The organism is Devosia sp. Root436 (genome assembly GCF_001426345.1).
In the GTDB taxonomy this organism is placed as follows: domain Bacteria; phylum Pseudomonadota; class Alphaproteobacteria; order Rhizobiales; family Devosiaceae; genus Devosia.
This window is the reverse complement of sequence record NZ_LMEM01000011.1, coordinates 309194-329030: the sequence shown is the minus strand read 5'-3', so window position 1 is coordinate 329030 and position 19837 is coordinate 309194. Positions and strand designations below refer to the sequence as shown.

Genomic DNA, 19837 nt, shown 5'->3' with positions numbered 1-19837 from the left:
GGCTTTCATGTCCGATGTGTCGCTGCGCGGCGTCCGCAAATCCTATGGATCACTTGAAGTGGTCCATGGGGTGGACCTCGATATCAAGTCCGGCGAGTTCGTGGTTTTCGTCGGCCCCTCGGGCTGCGGCAAGTCCACCTTGCTGCGGATGATCGCCGGGCTAGAGCCGATAACCGGCGGGGATATCTCCATCGGCGGCAAGGTTGTCAACGACGTGCCTTCGCCCCAGCGCGGCATCGCCATGGTGTTCCAGAGCTACGCTCTCTACCCGCATATGAGTGTCTACGAAAACATGGCCTTTGGCCTCAAGCTCGCCAAGACGCCGAAAACCGAGGTAGATCAGCGGGTTAGGGAGGCGGCGCGGATATTGCAGATCGAGGATTACCTCGAACGCATGCCCAAAGCGCTCAGCGGCGGCCAGCGCCAGCGCGTCGCCATCGGCCGGGCCATCGTGCGCAATCCCAAGGTGTTTCTGTTCGACGAACCGCTCTCCAACCTCGACGCTTCACTGCGGGCGCAGACGCGGGTCGAGATCGCCAAGCTGCACGATACGCTAGATGCCACAATGATTTACGTGACCCATGACCAGGTCGAGGCCATGACCTTGGCCGACCGGATCGTGGTGCTCAATGCCGGCAGGATCGAGCAGGTCGGCAGCCCGCTCGAACTCTACCGAAACCCCGTCAACACCTTCGTTGCCGGCTTCATCGCCAGCCAGCGCATGAACTTCCTTCCGGTGTCCCCGAGCAGTGACGGGTTGCTGCTTCCGGGTAACAGACTGTTAACGTTGAGCCACGCCAAACGTGAGAATGTAAGAACTCTGGGGGTGCGCCCCGAGCACCTTCACCTGGCCGATCCCGAGGCCGCCCATTTCAGCGGCTCGCTGTCGGTGATCGAGCAGTTCGGCGAATATGCCTTGGCCTATGTCGAGCTGCCCAGTGGTGACCTCGTCACCATCAAGCTCGACGGCGCGCCCGACCTGCAACTGCATCAGACCATCCATATCGGCCTGCCTGCCGAGGGGGTGCATCTGTTCGACGAAGCCGGCCGCGCCCTCCGCTGATCCCATCCCCGCGACGGGGGGCCTCGTAGATTTCCCAATAGACACGACTTTAGTCTTCTATTCATTTGAGGGCTCGGGACTTGGCGCGGCGGACCCGGTTTGGCATGATTGCCGGACTTGTTTCGAATCACGGATTACGGGCGTTTGCGGCGCCCGTGTCACCTTCATTTTGTTATGGGATCCCGGACGGGCCCGTGCTGCGTGCACGGCCCGGTACGGTGGTTGACCTTTTTGGGATGCCGACGATGACCACTGAGCCCGTACGCGACGCCTTCGATGCGGGGGGGCGCGGATTGCAGCACCAGGGGCTTCGGCGCGCCAATGAACGGGCCGTGCTGACCATTATCGGCTTCAACCCCGGCGTGTCCAACGCCGACATCGCCCGCCTGTCGGGGTTGGCGCCACAGACCGTCTCGGCCATCCTGAGCGACCTCGATGGCATGGGGCTCATCACGCGGGGCGAAGTGCTGCGCGGGCGGCGCGGCCAGCCGGCGACCCCGATTTCATTGCATCCGCAGGGCGCATTCGCAGTTGGCGTCGAGGTCGGCTGGCGCCATCTCGACGTGTTGCTGCTCGATCTGCATGCGCGGGTGCTGGACCGCCGTCATCGCGACCATGTCTTTCCCGATGCCACCACCATTATCGACGATATCGTGGCGATGACGGACGAGGTGCTGGGCACGCTGCCCGAGGGCATGAGGGCCAGGCTGACCGATATCGGGGTGGCGCTGCCGACCAACATTGCCGGCAATCTGGGGCTGGTCAGCGCGCCTGCGGAACAGCGGGCGCACTGGCTCCAGCTCGATATCGCCGCGGCGCTGAAGCAGCGCACCGGCATCGCGGTGAGCCTGTTCAATGACGGCAATGCCGCCTGCTGGGCCGAACTGATCGCCTTCCCCAAGCCGCGTCCGGCCAATTTCATCTATTTCCTGATCGGACGCTACATCGCCGCCGGCATTGTCGGCGAGGGCACGTTGTGGGAAGGGCCAAGCGACAATTCGGCCAATCTCGGCTCCATGCTGGTGGATGGCGATGACGGGCCGCAGGTGGCCCATTTCATCGCTTCGGTCACGGCACTGGAAAGCCGGCTTGTCGCGGCGGGCTTTGCCGTCGATACCCATGACCCGGCCAACTGGCCCTGGCAGGATTTCGGGCCCGTGCTCGACCAATGGTTGGACGACAGCGCCAAGGCCCTGGCCAAGGTGGTGTTCAACACCACGACGGTCATCGAAAGCGGGCTGGTGCTGGTCGACAGCACCCTGCCGCCGGCCATCGTGACCCAACTGGTAGAGCGGCTGGAGGCAGAATTGCGGCGCCTGCCCATTGCCGCCTATGTGCCGCCGCAAGTGCTGCCCGGACATCTGGGCGCACTGGCCCCCGCAATCGGCGGAGCCGAGCTGACGCTCTATCGCCGCTATTTCTCACGCACGCTGGCGGACCTGGCCGGCTGACGGCGCCGGCTCGGCGTGGTTCAGCGCCTCGCGCAATTGCGCACTGGGCGTGAACACCACGGTCTGCCGTGGCGAGATGCGGTGTTCGGTGCCGGTGCGCGGATTGCGGCCCAGCCGCTCGGCGCGAGAGCGCACCTGCAACGAGCCGAACGCGGTGAGCTTGACATTTTCCCCCGCCATCAGCGCCTCGCCCATCAGCGCAAACATGGCCTCGCCAACTGCCGCAGCGTCGGCCTTGCTGACTCCAGTTCGTCGAGCCGCCGCTTCGCTGAGCATGGCTCGCGTAATTGTCGTGTTCAATGTGCCGTCCCCCTCTTTAAGTTCATAGAAGGAAGTTATCCCCCTGTCCAGAGGGGCATGCGGCAACAAATATGATCGTACCGATCAAGTTACGTTGACATATTTTAGAATGGTTATAAGCTGCGAGGCGTTCTATGAACGGATAAGAAGTCGAATCATGGCCGGCCGGCACCGCTTGCGGCGCCTCGCCAGGCCAATATGAGGTCCGAAGTGAGACTGACCCGCCAATCCAATTATGCGATCCGCACCCTGGTCTATTGTGCCGTCAATGAGCCGGGGCTGAGCCGGGTGGCCGACATCGCCAGGGCCTACAATATTTCCGAGCTTTTCCTGTTCAAGCTGATCAAGCCGCTGGTGGAAAATGGACTGCTGGCCACGGTGCGCGGCCGCCATGGCGGCATCAAGCTGGGCAAGAAGGCCGAGGACATTACCCTGCTCGATACGATCAGGCTGACCGAAGAGAATTTCGCTCTGGCGGAATGTTTCGAGGACGGCGCCGATTGCCCGCTGATCGGGGAATGCGACCTCAACGGCGCGCTGCGCGAGGCGCTGGGAGCGTTCTTCGATGTGCTGGCCAGCTATACCATCGCCGATCTCGCCAGCAAGAAGCGCTCCATCCGCGACCGGCTGGGGTTGAGCGCGCTGGACGCGGTGATGGAGCCGGCGCACTAAGGCACGTATCGGTACTGTGGAACTGGATTGTCACCCTCGGGCTCGCCCGGGGTGTTTTGTGTCCACCACGCCCCCTTCTCCCTTCGTGGGAGAAGGTGCCTCCCCGTGTCGCTTCGCGCACGAGGACAGGCTCCGGGCGATGAGGGGGGGACGCCGAGCTATCCGCTGGCATTGAAGCATGGGACAGCGCAGCCCCCTCACCCGGAAATCCGCTGAACGCGGATTTCCCCCCTCTCCCACGAGGGGCGAGGGGTGGCTCCACTCGTGGCGGGAGTGAAGAATCCATTATTATGAGTTTGACACTCATAATAACATATGCTTTTCTCCCGTCATCGCGCGGCGGTGGTTGGTCCCAGGGGACTTCACCAATCGCAACGCTGCCGAGACGACGGGGCTTGCTGCTACCGTCTCCCCGGGCCGGTCAGGATCCTCAACGTCCTGACCGGCCTTTTCTTTGCTCGGGCCTTGTGCTCTATCCGCGCCATGGCCGCTGCACCCCTTCTTTCGCTCCAGAATATCCATCTGACCTTCGGCGGCACGACGCTGCTCGAAAGTGCCGAACTCATCGTGTCGCCGGGCCAGCGCATAGCGCTGGTAGGGCGCAACGGCTCGGGCAAGTCGACTTTGCTCAAGATCGCCTCGGGCGATGTTGCCCATGATGGCGGGGTGCGCTTCATCGAACCCAGCGCCACCGTGCGCTACCTGCCGCAGGAGCCGGACCTTTCGGCCTATGCGACGACGCTCGACTATGTCGAAGCCGGGCTGGGGCCGGGCGATGACAAATATCGCGCCCAATATCTGCTGAACTCGCTCGGGCTGACCGGTGCCGAAAGCCCGAAAAATCTTTCAGGCGGCGAGGGGCGCCGGGCCGCGCTGGCGCGGGTGCTGGCCCCCAAGCCCGATATCCTGCTGCTCGACGAGCCGACCAACCATCTCGACCTGCCCGCCATCGAATGGCTGCAGGCCGAACTCGACAGTCTGCGGTCGGCCATGGTGCTGATCAGCCACGACCGGCGCTTCCTCGCCGATCTGACCAAAGCGACCGTCTGGCTCGATCGCGGCGTGACGCGCCGGCTCGACAAGGGTTTTTCGCATTTCGAAGCCTGGCGCGATTCCGTGCTGGAAGAGGAGGAGCGCGACCGCCACAAGCTCGACCGGCAGATCGTGCGCGAGGAACACTGGCTGCGCTATGGCGTCACCGCCCGGCGCAAGCGCAATGTGGGGCGGCTGGAGCGGCTGGCTGGGCTGCGGCAGGATCGGCGCGAACAGCGGCGGGTGACCGGCTCGGTCAATATGCAGGTGTCCGAGGGCAGGACATCCGGCGCGCTGGTGGTGGAAGCCGAGAACATTGCCAAGCGCTATGGCGAGCGGGTGATCGTCGGCGATTTTTCGACCCGCGTGCTGCGCGGCGACCGCATCGGCATTGTCGGTCCCAATGGCGCCGGCAAGACCACGCTGATCAAGATGCTGACCGGGCTGCTCGAACCCGACAGCGGCAAGATCAAGCTCGGTTCGGCGCTGGAACTGGCCATGCTCGACCAGGGGCGGGCCAAGCTTCATCCCGAGACGCGGCTCAAGGAAGCATTGACCGGGGGCGGCTCGGATACGCTGCAGATCAACGGCCAGCCCAAGCATGTGGTGGGCTATATGAAGGACTTCCTGTTCGGCCCCGAACAGGCCAATACGCCCATCGGCAAGCTTTCGGGTGGGGAGCGGGCGCGCGTGGCCCTGGCCCGGGCTTTGTCGCTGCCCTCGAACTTCCTGGTGCTGGACGAGCCGACCAACGATCTCGATCTCGAAACGCTCGACCTTCTGGAGGAAATGGTCTCGGACTATGCCGGCACCGTCATCGTGGTAAGCCACGACCGCGATTTCCTCGACCGGGTGGCGACCTCGGTGATCATTGCCGAAGGCAATGGCATCTGGACCGAATATGCCGGCGGCTATTCCGACATGGTGATCCAGCGCGGCGAGGGCGTCACCGCCCGCGAACCGGCGCCCAAGGCGCACCGGCCGGGCAAAACCAGCCTGGCCCAAACCACGGCTGCCGTGTCCGCCGCGCCGAAGCGCAAGATGAGCTTCAAGGAAAAGCACGCGCTCGAAACCCTGCCCAGGACGATCAACGGGCTCGAGGACGAGATCAAGGCGATCAATGCCGCACTGGCCGATGCCAATTTCTATGCGCGCGACCCGGCGGGTTTCGCAGCGAAATCCAAGGCGCTGATGGAAGCCGAGGCCAAGCGGGCGGCGGCGGAGGAACAGTGGCTGGAACTGGAATTGCTGCGGGAAGAGCTGGAAGGGTAGGCGGAATCGCCCGTGTGGGCGATGAGCTGGACTCTCAGTCCTTCCACTCGAATTTCGGTTCGGTGAGCTGTTGCAGCCCCTCGGGGCCTTCGCCAGCGATGCGGCGCAGCAGGACGGCGCCGAGCTGGCGGCCTGCACCGACGAAATCCTCGAATACGGTCTCGGCGCCCGGCTGGAACTGGGCGAACATCTGCGAGGATTGCTTGGCCACCACATGCGCGGTCTGGCCGACGACGCGGCCGGCCTCGTTGAGGCCGCCGATGACCGCCAGGGCCGAGACCTCCGAGGCGCAGACCCAGCCGTCGGGCCCGTCGGGGCGCTTGGTGCGCTTCATCACATAATTGCGGATGGCGTCGGTCGGGCTGCCCAGATTCACGTCGGCAGCGAATTCGTGCTCGATGCCGGCCTCCCCGGCTGCGCGGGCCATGCCGGTCTTGAGATGATCGGTATAGGTCAGGGCGCTTTCGGGCAGGACGATGGACACCTTGCGGCAGCCCTTCTGCACCAGGCGCTTCACCGCGCCATAGGCATAGGCTTCGTTGTTGAAATCGACCGAGGCATGCTGCTCGGGCCAGTTGGTGCGGCCATGGCTGACAAAGGGGAACTCGTTGTCGATGAGAAAGCGGATGCGCTCGTCGAAAGTCTCGGCCTTGGAGAAGATCACCCCATCGGCCATGCGATTGCGCACGATATGCTTGATCGGCTCGATCGGCTGCACATTGCGGAACAGGGGCGTGATGACGACGTGATAGGCCGTGTCGCGCACCGCCTCGGTGAGGCCGGTGACGATGGAGGAGCCGAAGCCGTAAATCTGCTCGTCCGGCTCCAGCACCAGGGCGATGACATTGGTGCGGCCGGTCTTGAGGCGCAGGGCCGCGCGGTCGGGCAGGTAGCCGATTTCGGCGGCGATCTTCTGCACGCGGTCGCGGGTTTCCTGGGCGAGCTCGGGGGCATTGTTGAGGGCGCGGGAAATCGTGGTGACGGCAAAACCCGTCATCTGCGCAATGGTCTTGAGCGTCGGCTTGCCGGATGGCTTGACGCCGCGCTTGCCTTTCGCTGCAGAAGGCAGGTCGTCTTCGGACACGTCGTATACCCCTCGGACCGCGATTGTCCGCGGTGGCGCCTTGTTGAAACGGACAACAACAGATTGTTTGGCCCAGTTCAAGCGCCGCCCGAAGGGTGGTGCCGATGACGGACGTACGTCAAAATATGAATATCATGATCAGATTTCTGGCATACAGCTAAAGTCGAGCAGTCTTTTTCCGAAAATCTGCATCGGGCGGTCGCTGCGCGTCTAGCAATCGGCGCCAAACGCTCCTATCTTGCCGTCACGTATCGGCACTTGCCGATGCTCCCGTGTCGTTCAACCCGCAGGAAAGGAATGAAGATGTCTCCATCTATTACCTTCACTATCCATGCCGGTTGTCCGCTCGTACGCACCAACCTGCACGCCGCCAAACGGTGGCAAGGGACCTGTCGCTGCAAACGAATGTGACCTGCTGTCACGCCTTCGTCTCAGTCTTCCGATAGACCCCCAGCGTTGCCGGCCGGAATGTGCGACTCGCTCTCGTGCTACCAATTCTGGCCCCGTGCAATGCGCAAGTGGAGCACCCACCCATGCAGGAACGCAGTCTCGACCGGGCTCAGGCCCATAAGCCAATTGTCATAGAAGTCGCCGGCGAACCGCTCGGCGTCGTGGTGCCGCATGCCGACGGCTACCGCTTCCTCGCGGTCAAGCTGCCGGCCTTCGCCATCGACGGCCAGCAGTTCGAAACGGTCGAAAAGGCCCATTTTGCCGTGTCGCAGGCCGTTCGCAAGGGCAGTGCCGACGCGGCATGAAGCTGGGCCGAGTCATTCCCGCTTTCGCGGGAATGACTCTGTGCGTGTGACCTGGTGTGTCGACACTCACTTCAATCGTCATTGGTGGCGTTGAGTTCGTCCGGGTGCCGGCCTTCATTGGCCGGTGCCGGCGGCTCCAGCGCGATGTCGATGGCCTCGGCCAGCGCGTCGATATCGATGCGCTGGGCGCCATCGCGGGCCTGCCGTTCCAGCTCACCCGCTATGGCCGTGGCGATGGCTTGCCGACGTTCGCCTTCATCATCCATTGCCATCGATGGAAATCCCCTGCTCGTCTACCCGCACTTCGATGCCCGGGCGGGTCTGCTGCTGGTAGGTATAGATGCCAAAGCCGACGATCGCGACCAGCAGGATGGCGACCACGGCATATAGTCCATTGCGACTCATGAAAAACTCCTGACGCTTTGCGCAGGAGCAACGCGCCAGCCCGCCAAGGGTTCACGCGCTCCGGCTATTCCTGCGCGGCGATGGTGCGCAGGGCCATGACGAAGGCGGTGACGCCGATGGCCAGCAGCCCCGAATTGTCGATGATGACAGGGGTGACGCCCGATGGCACCGGCGCGCTTTCGCGCGCCAGCCGCGCGGTGATCTGGTCGGCGCTTTCGCGTCCGCGCCGGGTCAGCCGCTCGGCGCGGCAGGAAATCTCGGCGCTGATCAGCACCACCGCGCAACTCGGATATTTGTCCAGCGCTTCGCTGACGACATGGCGGGAGACATTGGCGACCACGGTCTTGCCCAGAGCCAGGTCGGTATCGAGGCTGAGCGGCAGCGCATAGCGCAGGTTATGCGCATCCCAGGACAGGGCGAAGCGCCCGGCCGCCTCCATCTGCCGGAAGGTTTCGGCATCGAGGCTGTCATGGTCCTCGCTCTCGATGGAGGTGGGGCGGGTGACCAGGCGCCGCACGAAGACGAAGCGCTTGTCATTGCCCAGGGCGTGGCGGGCGCCCGCTATCAGCGTGTCCTTGCCCACCCCGGAGGGGCCGACCACAAGGACAAGTGAACCGAGCGGTCGCGCCATGGATCAGCTTACCCTCACGCCCTGCCGCCAGACGCCGCGGACGATGGGCAGCCCGCCCACCACCCTGACGCGGACCAGGTCGGCCCGCTTGCCGGGGGCGATCTCGCCGCGATCGTCGAGCCCGGCGGCGCGCGCTGGATTGCGCGTGACCGTGGCCAATGCCTCGGGCAAAGCGAGCCCGTCGACCCGCTGCGGCAGCACGAAGGCGGCCTGCAGCAGGGCAAAGGGCACATAGTCCGACGAGAGGATATCGAGCAGTCTCGCGCGCACCAGGTCGGTTGCCGAGATATTGCCCGAATGGGATTTGCCGCGCACCACATTGGGCGCGCCCATCAGGATGGCGAGACCCGCATCATGCGCGGCCGAGGCGGCTTCGAGCGTGGTGGGGAATTCCGAGATGGCGACGCCATCGGCCACACCCTCCTCGACATGGAGCAGCGTGGTGTCGTCGTGGCTGGCGAGCGGCAGGCCCAGCTGTTTGGCGCGGGCGACGATATGCGCGCGATTGGGCGCCGAATACCGCTCGTGCTCTGCCTGCCTCGCATCGAGATAGGCATCGAGCTCGGCCTGGCTGCGGCCCATCTTGTCCTTGTAGAAGCGCTTGTAGTCGTCGAGCGAGCGGAACTGGCGCTGGCCTGGCGTGTGGTCCATCACAGAAGCCAGCCGCGTATGCTCGTGGGTGGCATGAGCCTCGAACTGGGCGATGACGTCATGCGCCGGCAATTCACAGCGCAGATGCACGAAATGCTCGGCGCGCAGCCAGCCATCCCTGCGGCCGGTTTCGATGGCGCCGGTGAGCTTTTCGACATGTTCGCCCATGCTGGGCAGGTCGGGATCCGAACCGATCCGCACCGCGTCGAATACGGTGGTTATGCCCGAGCCGATGATCTGCACGTCATGGGCATGCAGCGACGCCATCGCATCCCAGAACACGCCGGGACGGGGACGATAATGGCTTTCGAGATGATCGGTATGCAGCTCGACGAGGCCCGGGATCAGGTAATCGCCATCGAGGTCCTCGCCCGCCTGCGCCGGGCCGGAATCGATGGCGGTGATGACGCCCTCGCGCAAGGCAAGGCTGCCCTCGATGACTTCGCCACCCAGCACGACACGGGCATTGCGGAATTGGCTCTCGACCATTCAGGCGGCTTCTCCCAGCTTGAAATCGCCGATGCGGCGGAAGGGCTTGCCGGCCTCCTGCTCGTGGAACAGCGATAGCCGGTCGAGCAGGACAGGTTCCTCCAGCACCGGGCCGAACCAGGTGGCGGCGGCCGTCGCGATATCCCGCGCGTCGGCTTCCTCCAGCCGGTCGGTCAGCGTCATGTGGAAGCGGAATTCCTCGAAGACATAAGGATAGCCATAGGCGTCGAGCAGCTCGATCTGCCGCTCGCTGAGCCCCTTGCCGGCACGGGCGGAGCGATCCCTGACGCTCATCGGCGCGCGCAGGGGATCGAAATCCTCGACCACATGAGCAGCGAAATCCTGCAGGCTTTCGTTGTCGCCATCGACCATCAGGGCAAGAAAGCCCTGCAATGAGGCGAGCTTGAGCCGGCCGAGATCGAGGGGCCGGTGCCGGGGCGCGAATTCGGCGAGGGCAGCGCGCAGATCGGCTTCGCTGGCGCCGTCGACCAGCGCCATCGGCGCCTTGAGCGTGGCATGGAAGCCGTAGCGGTTGGCCGACTGGGTGAGGTTGAGCAGCCGGTCGCGGTCTATGCCGGCCACCGGGCCGTCGAACAGTGTGCCGTCGCTGGCGTCGCGCCCCAGCCAGGTGGCGGCCCGCTCCCACAGATTGCTGGTGGCGGCGGGGGCAAAATAGATCGCGAATCGTTCTGTCATCGGAACTCCTTGACCAGCCCGCTATTCGGACTCTGTGTCGCCTGTTTGACAACTGTCCACGCAACCCATTGCTGGCTACCCTTGCCCGCACCGAATCGCAAGCCGGGAGAGACTTTTGGACCGCGACCTGCTCGAACAGATGTTCCGCCGAGCCGTGGCGCAGGCACAACCGGCCTTGGCCATACGCCGGCACCTACCGGAAAAGCCGGTTGGCCGCACCGTGGTCATCGGCGCCGGCAAGGCCTCCGCCCAGATGGCGCGGGCTTTCGAAGAGGCCTGGGACGGGCCGCTCACCGGGCTGGTGGTGACGCGCTACGGCTATGCCGAGGCTTGCGAGCGGATCGAGATTGTCGAGGCGGCCCATCCGGTGCCCGACGAGGCGGGGTTCCTCGCGGCGCGGCGCATGCTGGAAACCGTCTCGGGGCTTGGGCCAGACGACCTGGTCGTGGCGCTGATCTCGGGCGGCGGCTCGGCCTTGCTGCCGGCACCGGCGCCGGGGCTGACTTTCGACGACGAACAAGCGATCAATCGGACGCTGCTGGCCTCGGGCGCTCCCATTTCGGTGATGAACCTCATTCGCAACCAGTTTTCGACCATCAAGGGCGGGCGGCTGGCGGCCCATTGCGCTCCCGCGCGCGTGGCGAGTCTGATCGTGTCCGACGTGCCGGGTGACGATCCGGCTTTGGTGGCCTCGGGGCCGACCATTCCGCTTTCCGGTTCGCGCGAACTGGCGCGCAAATATGCCGGGCTCTACCGGCTGGAACTGCCACCCCATGCCCATGCGTTGCTGGCCGGCACCGACAACCTGGCACCGATGCCGGGTGACGCCGTCTTCGCCCGCAACAGTGTGCGCACCATTGCCTCGGCCGCCCTGTCGCTGGAAGCGGCGGCGGAGCTGGCGCGAAGCCAGGGGATCGAAGCCGCCATTCTTTCCGATTCCATCGAGGGGGAATCGCGCGACGTGGCGCAGGTGCATGCGGCCATGGCGCGTGAAATCGCCCAGCGCAACCGGCCGTTCAACAAGCCCGTTGTGCTGCTCTCGGGCGGGGAAACCACGGTGACCCTGCGCGGCAAGGGCGGCAGGGGTGGCCGCAATGCCGAATTCCTGCTCGCCCTCGCCATCGCCATTGACGGCGTGGACGGCATTTCCGCGCTGGCGGCCGATACCGACGGCATCGATGGCTCCGAGGACAATGCCGGCGCCTTTGCCGACGGCAGCACCGCGACGCGCCTGCGCAAGGCGAGGATCGACCCGCTGGCGGCTTTGGCGGGCAACGACGCCTGGGGCGCCTTCAACGCCATCGGCGACCTGCTGGTGACCGGGCCGACCGGCACCAATGTCAATGACTTCCGGGCGATACTCATCCAGTGAGGACAGCGAAGAATGGCAAAAGTATTGGGCATCGGGGGCATCTTTTTCCGCTCCCGCGATACCAAGGCCCTGGCCGCCTGGTATGAGAAGCATCTCGGCATTACCGAGCTATGGCAGCAGGAACAGGGCCTCACGGTCTTCGCGCCATTCAAGCAGACGAGCGAGTATTTTCCCGCGGACAAGCAATGGATGATCAACTTCCGCGTCGATGATCTCGACGGGATGATGCGCCAGCTCAATGCGGCGGGGATTGCCACCGAAACCCGGCCGGAGGAGTGGGACACGCCCGAGACCGGCCGGTTCTGTCGCCTGCATGACCCGGAGGGCAACCAGATCGAGCTCTGGCAGCCGCCAAAATAATCATACAATTGCCCCTTGGCAGAGTGGGGGTGGCTCTGTTCTATACGCCCGACTTTCGGGAAGGAGCCGCCTTATGGCCAGACGCAGGATCGCCGTCATCGGCGTGGGCAAGATCGCGCAGGACCAGCACCTGCCGGTCATCGACGCATCCGATGATTTCGAACTGGCGGCGACCGTCTCGACCCGTGGCTTGAGCCACAACGGCCTGCCGGCCTTCCGCAGCCCGGCCGAGCTCTACGCCGCGCTGCCTGACGTGTCGCTGGTTTCGATCTGCACCCCGCCCGGCATTCGCCATCAATATGTCCGCGAGGCGCTCGACGCCGGCAAGGATGTGATGATGGAAAAGCCCCCCACCACCACCATTTCCGAACTGGACGACCTGATCGCCCATGCGCGGCGCCTTGATCGCGTCCTCTACCAGACCTGGCACAGCCAATGGAATCCGGCGGTGGACCGCACCAGGGAGATCCTTGCCCAGGACGGCGTCCGGTCGGTGCGCATCGACTGGCGCGAAAGCGTGCGCAAATGGCATCCCGGCCAGGACTGGGTGTGGGAGCCGGGCGGCTTCGGCGTCTGCGATCCGGGCATCAATGCGCTCTCAATCTTCACCAAGATCATGCCCTTCCCGGTTTTCGTCGAGCGCTCCACGCTGACCTTCCCTTCAAACCGGCAAACCCCCGTCGATGTCGAGATCGTCTTCAAGTCGGGGCAGTTGCATCAGCCCCGGCTGTCGGCGGGCTTCAACTGGCTTGAGGAGAGCGGCGAGATCTGGACCATAAGGGTCGAGACCGGGGCTGGCGATGTCATCAAGCTCGAGGGCGGCGGGCGTTCGCTCACCATCAATGACGAACTGGTGCTCAAGCATGGCGACGGCGAATATGCCGCCATGTACGAGCATTTCGCCGGGCTGCTGGAACGCCACGAAAGCGACGTCGATGCCGCCCCGCTGCGGCTGATGAGCGATGTGTTCCTGATGGGCGCGCGGGAGAACGGGCCGGAATTTGAGTGGTAGGCATTGCGGCACGCCCTCGTGGTGAGGCGGGAGCGTAGCGACCCTCGAACCACGATTGCGTGGCACCCCTACTGTCCGGCTTCGGCTCGACCGGAACGCGCGGCGCGCAGTAGGCGAGGGCGGCGTTGATGGCATAGAGCGAGCCATCGAGCGGAATGTGGTTGGCCGGCATGTCCGAGCCATCCTCGGGCGCCAGATAGGCGACGGCGCCATTGGCGAGATTATAGAGTACCCAGGAAAAATCCCCGACCAGCCGAGCGCCGTAAGGCATGGCCGCCTCGGCGTCGAAGGAGCGGGTTTCCTTGTCGACGGTGATGGCCCAGCGCCCGGCATCGCCACCGGACCGGCTGGTATGGATATGGATGCCGGTGGTGAAATCGTCCTCGCAGCGCACGGCGAGGCAGGCATAGATCTGGGGCGTCGAGTCGAGGGCGCAGCCCAGCGTGGCGCGATCGCCCTCGCCCGGCAGCGGCGAATAGTGCCAGCCGGCCTCCTGCGCGCTGGCCGGCGTGGCGAGCAGCAAAGCCAGCATCAGCGGCTGGGCTGGATGAAGTCCCATTTGTTTCCATAGAGATCGATGAAGACGGCGACCGAACCATAGGCCTCATGGCGCGGCTCTTCGATGAATTTGACGCCGCGTTCGATCATGGCGGCGTGATCCCGCGCGAAATTGCCGGTCTCGAGGAAGAACATCACCCGGCCGCCGCCCTGATTGCCGATGGCGGCGCGCTGGCTTTCGCCATCGGCACGGGCCAGCAGCAATTGTGCGCCGGTGCGGCCTGGCGGGGCCACCACCACCCAGCGCTTGCCGCCCCCGAGGTCGGTATCGGTCACCAGGTCAAAACCCAGCGTATCGCAATAGAATGTGATGGCCTCGTCATAGTCGGCGACGAGCAGGGAGACGGTGGCGATGGATTGGCTCATGGGAGACCATGGATCACCAGCGGCATGGGCGGGTCAAGCCACCATGGGGTCCACCGAACGGTTCGTTCCAAAACCGTCCAATCCTGTGGAAGGACGTTCTGGCTGTCATCAGATTGACCAAATGGTCAAACTGCCTGCTTGCGCTCCCATGGATTCTAGGCTTTGTTGACGCCCAAGCCCCGGTTGGCAAGCCGGGTGCGCATAATAGTTTCGGGAGACAACAATCATGAAATTGATGAAAACGCTGCTGGCGGCGACGGCCATTCTGGCGCTCGCCGCTGGCGCGGCCCAGGCCAAGCAACTGATTTACTGCTCGGAAGCCTCGCCGGCCCACTTCGATCCCGGCCCGACCACGGGCGGCAACGACTTCGACGCTTCGGCCCATACCATCTATGAGCGCCTGGTCGAATTCGCCCCCGGCACCACCGAAGTCATCCCGTCCATGGCAGAAAGCTGGGACATCTCCGAGGACGGCCTGGAATACACGTTCCACCTGCGTCCCGGCGTCAAGTTCCACACCGAGCCCTACTTCACCCCCACCCGCGACATGAACGCCGACGACGTGATCTTCTCGTTCGAGCGCCAGTGGAAGGAAGACAATCCGTGGCACGCCTATCTCGAAGGCATGACCTGGGACTATTTCCAGGGCATGGACATGCCCAAGTATCTCGCTTCGATCGAGAAGATCGATGACCTGACCGTCAAGTTCACCCTGACCGAGCCCAATTCGCCGATGCTGGCGAACCTGGCGATGCAGTTCGCATCGATCGTGTCCAAGGAATATGCCGACCAGCTCGAGGCCTCGGGCGACATGGCTGCCTTCTCGACGCAGCCCGTCGGCACCGGTCCGTTCCAGTTCGTCGACTACCAGCTCGATACCGTCATCCGCTATGCCGCCTTCCCCGATTACTGGGATGGCAAGCAGCCGATCGACGACCTGATCTTCGCCATCACCACCGACGCTTCGGTGCGCGCCCAGCGCCTGCTGGCCGGTGAATGCGATATCATGCCCTACCCGGCTCCGGCTGACATCGAGACCCTCAAGGCCGATGACAACCTCAACGTGATGGAATCCGAGGGCCTGAACATCGGCTATATCTCGTACAACACCACCGAGCCGCCGTTCGACAATCCGGACGTGCGCAAGGCCCTGACCATGGCGATCGACAAGTCCGCCATCATCGAGGCCGTGTACCAGGGTGCCGGCCAGGACGCCAAGAACCTGATCCCGCCGACCATGTGGTCCTATGACGAAGCCACCCCGGCCGATGTCTACGATCCGGAAAAGGCCAAGGAAATGCTGGCTGCCGCCGGCGTGACCGACCTGACCACCGACCTCTGGGCGATTCCCGTGTCGCGTCCGTACAATCCGAACGGCCAGCGCGTTGCCGAACTCATCCAGGCTGACTGGGCCGCTGTCGGCGTCACCGCCAACATCGTGACCTACGAATGGACCGAATATCGCGAGCGCGGCAAGCAGCCCGACCGCAAGGGCCCGTTCATGATCGGCTGGACCGGCGACAATGGCGATCCGGATAACTTCTTTGCCACCCTGTTCTCGTGCTCGGCCATTGGTGTGAGCAACTATTCGAGCTGGTGCAACGAAGACTTCGAGGCTGCCATCCAGGACGCCAAGGCGATTTCCGACCCGGCCGAGCGCACCGCGCTCTACACCAAGGCCCAGGAAATCTTCAAGGCCGAGGAACCGGCGATCACCCTGGCCCACAGCCGCGTGTTCATGCCGATGAAGAAGACCGTGCTCAACTACCATATGAGCCCGCTCGGCAGCCACATCTTCAAGGGCGTGGATATCCAGGAGTAATCCTGGGCGCCCCCATCTAGCGAACAGGAGCCTCGATCCGGCCGGACCGGAACGGGGCTCCCCTCTTTAAGGTGCTGCGTCAGGCGCCTCCATTCGAGAGCAGGACCACGAGGCGCCGGTCAGCGGCGCCCGGCAAGAGTCCGCCGCCACAGGAAACGTCTGCGATCCGGTCCGCTGCGGCGGCCCGGGTGGCCAAGGGTAAAGACCCGCACATGCTCAACTACCTGCTGCGCCGGTTGGCGCTGATCGTGCCGACCGTCATCGGCATTTCCATCTGTGCCTTCGCCTTTGTGCGCGTGCTGCCGGGCGACCCCATTCTCGCCATGGCCGGCCAGCACGGCGTGACCCCCGAGCGCTATGAAATCCTCAAGGAGCAGTTCGGCTACAACCTGCCGATCTGGCAGCAATATTTCGATTATCTGGGCAGTGTGCTGCAGGGCGATTTCGGTATCTCGCTCGCCACCAAGCGCCCGGTCATCACCGAATTCCTGACCCTGTTCCCGGCCACGATCGAGCTGGCGCTTACCGCCATGTTCCTGGCCGTGATCATCGGCATTCCCGCCGGCATCTTTGCCGCGGTCAAGCGCGGCTCCTGGTTCGACCAGGCCACGATGGGCGTGGCGCTGACAGGCTATTCCATGCCCATCTTCTGGTGGGGCCTGCTGCTCATCATCTTCTTTTCCGGCTATCTCGGCTGGACGCCGGTCTCGGGCCGGATCGCGCTGACCTTCTTCCTGCGGCCGATCACCGGCTTCATGCTTGTCGACACCTTGCTCTATGGCAACTGGCCCGCCTTCGTTTCGGCCCTGCGGCACCTCATCCTGCCAGCAATCGTGCTGGGGACCATTCCGCTGGCGGTGATCGCGCGCCAGACCCGCTCGGCCATGCTCGAAGTGCTGGGCGAGGACTATGTGCGCACCGCGCGCGCCAAGGGCCTGTCGCCGCGCCGGGTGGTCAATATCCATGCCCTGCGCAATGCGCTGATCCCTGTCATCACCACCATCGGCCTGCAGGTCGGGCTGTTGATGGGCGGCGCCATCCTCACCGAGACCATCTTCACCTGGCCCGGCGTCGGCAAGTGGATGATCGATTCCATCTTCAAGCGCGACTATGTCGTGGTGCAATCGGGGCTGCTGATCATCGCGCTCATCGTCATGGCGGTGAACCTGGCTGTCGACCTGCTCTATGCCTTCATCAATCCACGCATCCGGGTACAGTAGCATGGCTCCCAGCACCGAACCCGTTGCCACCGCCAGCAAGCCCGCCTCGGGCCTGCGCGAATTCTGGTATTATTTCTCGGTCAATCGCGGCGCCGTCATCGGCCTGACCGTTTTCGCGCTGCTCGTGCTCATGGCCATCTTCGCGCCGCTGATCGCGCCCTATTCGCCCGATATCCAGTATCGCGACGCCCTGCTCAAGCCTCCGATATGGGAGGCCGGCAGCGATCCACGCTTCATCCTCGGCACCGATCCGGTCGGCCGCGACATGCTCAGCCGCCTCATCCACGGCGCGCGCTATTCGCTGTTCATCGGCTTCTTCGTGGTGATCGGTGCCCTGTTCGTGGGCGTCATTCTCGGTGTGCTGGCCGGCTATTTCCGCGGCTGGGTCGACGTGGCGATCATGCGCGTCATGGATATCATCCTGGCCTTCCCGTCGCTGCTGCTGGCGCTGGTGCTGGTGGCTATTCTCGGGCCCGGCCTGTTCAATGCCATGATCGCCATCGCCATCGTGCTGCAACCGCACTTTGCCCGGCTGGTCCGGGCGGCCGTCATGGCCGAGAAGAACCGCGAATATGTGACGGCGGCCAAACTCTCCGGCGCCAGCCATATCCGGCTCATGCTCATCACCATCCTGCCCAATTGCCTGGGCCCCATCATCGTGCAGGCGACGCTGAGCTTTTCCAACGCCATCCTCGATGCGGCGGCGCTCGGCTTTCTCGGCATGGGCGCCCAGCCGCCGACCCCCGAATGGGGCACCATGCTGGCCACGGCGCGCGAATTCATCCTCAAGGCGCCCTGGGTGGTGACCTTCCCGGGCCTGGCCATCCTCATCACCGTGCTGGCCATCAACCTCATCGGCGACGGCCTGCGCGACGCCCTCGATCCCAAGCTCAAGAGGAGCTGATCCATGCCCCTGCTTGATATCCGCAATCTCACCGTCTCGTTCGATACCTCGGTTGGCCTGTTCAAGGCCGTCGATGGCATCGACGTGTCGGTGGACAATCGCGAAGTGCTGGCCATTGTCGGCGAATCCGGTTCCGGCAAGTCGGTGGCCATGCTGGCGGTGATGGGCCTCTTGCCCGCCACCGCGACCGTTACCGCCGACAGGATGGAATTCGAAGGCATCGACCTGCTCACGATGAGCCCGCGCGACAAGCGGCAGATCATCGGCAAGGATATTGCCATGATCTTCCAGGAGCCGGTGGCGAGCCTCAATCCCTGCTTCACCGTGGGCTTCCAGCTCGAGGAAGTGCTGGGCAAGCATCTGGGCCTGCATGGCCGCGCGGCGCGCGACCGCGCCGTGGAGCTGCTCAACCTGGTCGGCATTGCCGACGGGGCGGAGCGGCTCGGCGCCTACCCGCATCAGATGAGCGGCGGCCAGTGCCAGCGCGTGATGATCGCCATGGCGATTTCGTGCCATCCGAAACTGCTGATCGCCGACGAGCCGACCACCGCGCTCGACGTGACCATCCAGAAGCAGATCCTCGACCTGCTGGTGCAGCTCCAGCTCGATACCGGCATGGGACTGATCATGATCACCCATGACATGGGCGTGGTGGCTGAGACGGCCGATCGGGTGATCGTGCAATACAAGGGGCACAAGATGGAGGAGGCCGACGTGCTCTCCCTGTTCGAAAACCCCAAATCCAACTACACGCGCGCGCTGCTCTCGGCGCTGCCGGAAAACGCGGTGGGCGATCGCCTGCCGACGGTGTCCGACTTCGTGTTCGAACCGGCGCCGGGGGGCTCGGCATGACGACACCCGTTCTCGAAGTCCGCAACCTGACGCGCGACTATGTCACCTCCGGCGGCTTCCTCCGCCCGGCCAAGATCGTTCATGCCGTCAAGGGCGTGAACTTCAAGCTGGAAAAGGGCAAGACCCTGGCCGTGGTTGGGGAAAGCGGCTGCGGCAAGTCGACCCTGGCGCGCATGATCACGCTGATCGACCCGCAGACCTCGGGCGAAATCCTGATCGACGGCCTTTCGGCCAGCGCGGCGCATGTGACGCGCGAACTGCGCCAGAAGGTGCAGATCGTGTTCCAGAACCCCTATGGCTCGCTCAATCCGCGCCAGAAGATCGGTGATGTGCTGGCGGAGCCCTTGCTGCTCAACACCACGATGTCGGCGGCCGAGCGGCGCGACAAGGCCATGGCCATGCTGCTCAAGGTCGGCCTCGGCCCCGAGCACTTCAATCGCTATCCGCACATGTTCTCGGGCGGCCAGCGCCAGCGCATCGCCATCGCGCGGGCGCTGATGCTCAATCCGAGCTTCCTCGTGCTGGACGAACCGGTCTCGGCACTGGACCTCAGCGTGCAGGCGCAAATCCTCAACCTGCTCAAGGACCTGCAGGACGAGTTCGGCCTGACCTATGTGTTCATCAGCCATGACCTCAGCGTCGTGCGCTACATCGCCGACGAGGTGATGGTGATGTATTTCGGCGATGTCGTGGAGCACGGCACGCGCGACGAAGTCTTCACCAGCCCGCAGCATGCCTATACCCGCACGCTGTTCGCCGCGACGCCCAATTCGAGCGTCGAGAGCATCAAGGCGCGGTTGGCGAAGAAGGCGGCGCTGGCGGGGTAGGTCCTGCGTGCCACGCCCTCGTGGTTCGAGGCGCTGAAGAAGC

Annotated in this window: 21 protein-coding genes; 13 read left to right on the top strand and 8 right to left on the bottom strand. The window is 64.2% G+C overall.

Going from position 1 to position 19837, the window contains the following annotated elements; translation table 11 throughout:
- Positions 1–7 precede the first annotated feature (7 nt).
- Together ugpC and ASD04_RS12680 are read left to right on the top strand one after the other, a co-directional pair.
- Positions 8–1063 (top strand): sn-glycerol-3-phosphate ABC transporter ATP-binding protein UgpC, encoded by a 1056-nt coding sequence (gene ugpC, locus ASD04_RS12685; protein WP_056257380.1) that lies wholly within the window; start codon positions 8–10, stop codon positions 1061–1063.
- Between the two features lie 245 nt (positions 1064–1308).
- Positions 1309–2514, top strand: coding sequence for an ROK family transcriptional regulator (locus ASD04_RS12680; RefSeq protein ID WP_056257379.1), 1206 nt, complete (start codon positions 1309–1311; stop codon positions 2512–2514).
- Here ASD04_RS12680 and ASD04_RS12675 read toward each other — a convergent pair.
- Positions 2485–2814 carry an integration host factor subunit alpha gene (locus ASD04_RS12675; RefSeq protein ID WP_156460448.1) on the bottom strand — a complete coding sequence of 110 codons (330 nt, stop codon included), beginning with the start codon at positions 2812–2814 and terminating at the stop codon, positions 2485–2487. The genes ASD04_RS12680 and ASD04_RS12675 overlap by 30 nt on opposite strands.
- Positions 2815–3024: 210 nt before the next feature.
- On the opposite strand from ASD04_RS12675, the gene rirA reads away from it, so the two are divergent.
- On the top strand, positions 3025–3486 hold the full coding sequence (rirA, locus tag ASD04_RS12670) for an iron-responsive transcriptional regulator RirA (protein ID WP_056257375.1): 462 nt from the start codon (positions 3025–3027) through the stop codon (positions 3484–3486).
- A gap of 483 nt (positions 3487–3969) precedes the next feature.
- A complete protein-coding gene (locus tag ASD04_RS12665; protein WP_056257373.1) occupies positions 3970–5790 on the top strand; it encodes an ATP-binding cassette domain-containing protein in 1821 nt (606 codons plus the stop codon).
- 34 nt (positions 5791–5824) lie between these two features.
- On the opposite strand, the gene ASD04_RS12660 is transcribed toward ASD04_RS12665, so the two are convergent.
- Positions 5825–6874 carry a LacI family transcriptional regulator gene (locus ASD04_RS12660; RefSeq protein WP_082531194.1) on the bottom strand — a complete coding sequence of 350 codons (1050 nt, stop codon included), beginning with the start codon at positions 6872–6874 and terminating at the stop codon, positions 5825–5827.
- A 533-nt stretch (positions 6875–7407) separates the two neighbouring features.
- Between ASD04_RS12660 and ASD04_RS12655 the strand changes: the two genes are divergently transcribed.
- Positions 7408–7629: a hypothetical protein gene (locus tag ASD04_RS12655; protein ID WP_056257371.1), complete on the top strand. Its 222-nt coding sequence runs from the start codon at positions 7408–7410 to the stop codon at positions 7627–7629.
- A 71-nt stretch (positions 7630–7700) separates the two neighbouring features.
- On the opposite strand, the gene ASD04_RS12650 is transcribed toward ASD04_RS12655, so the two are convergent.
- From ASD04_RS12650 to ASD04_RS12635, 5 genes are all read right to left on the bottom strand, one after another.
- Entirely contained in the window at positions 7701–7901 is a 201-nt protein-coding gene (locus ASD04_RS12650; protein WP_156461236.1) for a hypothetical protein, read from the bottom strand.
- Entirely contained in the window at positions 7888–8034 is a 147-nt protein-coding gene (locus tag ASD04_RS19720; RefSeq protein ID WP_200940263.1) for a hypothetical protein, read from the bottom strand. The genes ASD04_RS12650 and ASD04_RS19720 overlap by 14 nt, the downstream gene beginning before the upstream one ends.
- 64 nt (positions 8035–8098) lie before the next feature.
- Positions 8099–8665, bottom strand: a complete 567-nt coding sequence (gene phnN / locus ASD04_RS12645) for a phosphonate metabolism protein/1,5-bisphosphokinase (PRPP-forming) PhnN (RefSeq protein WP_056257368.1) — start codon at positions 8663–8665, stop codon at positions 8099–8101.
- Positions 8666–8668: 3 nt separating this feature from the next.
- Entirely contained in the window at positions 8669–9805 is a 1137-nt protein-coding gene (locus tag ASD04_RS12640; protein ID WP_056257365.1) for an alpha-D-ribose 1-methylphosphonate 5-triphosphate diphosphatase, read from the bottom strand.
- Positions 9806–10501, bottom strand: a complete 696-nt coding sequence (locus tag ASD04_RS12635) for a DUF1045 domain-containing protein (RefSeq protein ID WP_082531193.1) — start codon at positions 10499–10501, stop codon at positions 9806–9808.
- Positions 10502–10640: 139 nt separating this feature from the next.
- On the opposite strand from ASD04_RS12635, the gene ASD04_RS12630 reads away from it, so the two are divergent.
- From ASD04_RS12630 to ASD04_RS12620, 3 genes are all read left to right on the top strand, one after another.
- Positions 10641–11873: a glycerate kinase gene (locus ASD04_RS12630; RefSeq protein WP_056257624.1), complete on the top strand. Its 1233-nt coding sequence runs from the start codon at positions 10641–10643 to the stop codon at positions 11871–11873.
- A gap of 12 nt (positions 11874–11885) precedes the next feature.
- Entirely contained in the window at positions 11886–12233 is a 348-nt protein-coding gene (locus tag ASD04_RS12625; protein ID WP_056257363.1) for a VOC family protein, read from the top strand.
- Positions 12234–12306: 73 nt separating this feature from the next.
- Positions 12307–13245 carry a Gfo/Idh/MocA family oxidoreductase gene (locus ASD04_RS12620; protein ID WP_056257360.1) on the top strand — a complete coding sequence of 313 codons (939 nt, stop codon included), beginning with the start codon at positions 12307–12309 and terminating at the stop codon, positions 13243–13245.
- 531 nt (positions 13246–13776) lie between these two features.
- Here ASD04_RS12620 and ASD04_RS12615 read toward each other — a convergent pair.
- Complete coding sequence (locus tag ASD04_RS12615; RefSeq protein WP_056257358.1) at positions 13777–14169, bottom strand: VOC family protein; 393 nt, start codon at positions 14167–14169, stop codon at positions 13777–13779.
- A 226-nt stretch (positions 14170–14395) separates the two neighbouring features.
- Here ASD04_RS12615 and ASD04_RS12610 point away from each other — a divergent pair, with 226 nt between their 5' ends.
- The 5 genes from ASD04_RS12610 to ASD04_RS12590 all read left to right on the top strand — a co-directional run bounded on the left by ASD04_RS12610 (position 14396) and on the right by ASD04_RS12590 (position 19794).
- Positions 14396–15991, top strand: a complete 1596-nt coding sequence (locus tag ASD04_RS12610; protein ID WP_056257355.1) for an ABC transporter substrate-binding protein — start codon at positions 14396–14398, stop codon at positions 15989–15991.
- A 212-nt stretch (positions 15992–16203) separates the two neighbouring features.
- Positions 16204–17211 (top strand): ABC transporter permease subunit, encoded by a 1008-nt coding sequence (locus ASD04_RS12605; protein ID WP_056257351.1) that lies wholly within the window; start codon positions 16204–16206, stop codon positions 17209–17211.
- Between the two features lies 1 nt (position 17212).
- Entirely contained in the window at positions 17213–18115 is a 903-nt protein-coding gene (locus ASD04_RS12600) for an ABC transporter permease subunit (RefSeq protein WP_056257349.1), read from the top strand.
- A gap of 3 nt (positions 18116–18118) precedes the next feature.
- Positions 18119–18967, top strand: coding sequence for an ABC transporter ATP-binding protein (locus ASD04_RS12595; protein ID WP_082531192.1), 849 nt, complete (start codon positions 18119–18121; stop codon positions 18965–18967).
- Positions 18964–19794 carry a dipeptide ABC transporter ATP-binding protein gene (locus ASD04_RS12590; protein ID WP_056257346.1) on the top strand — a complete coding sequence of 277 codons (831 nt, stop codon included), beginning with the start codon at positions 18964–18966 and terminating at the stop codon, positions 19792–19794. Before ASD04_RS12595 ends, ASD04_RS12590 begins: the two co-directional genes overlap by 4 nt.
- Positions 19795–19837: the final 43 nt, after the last annotated feature.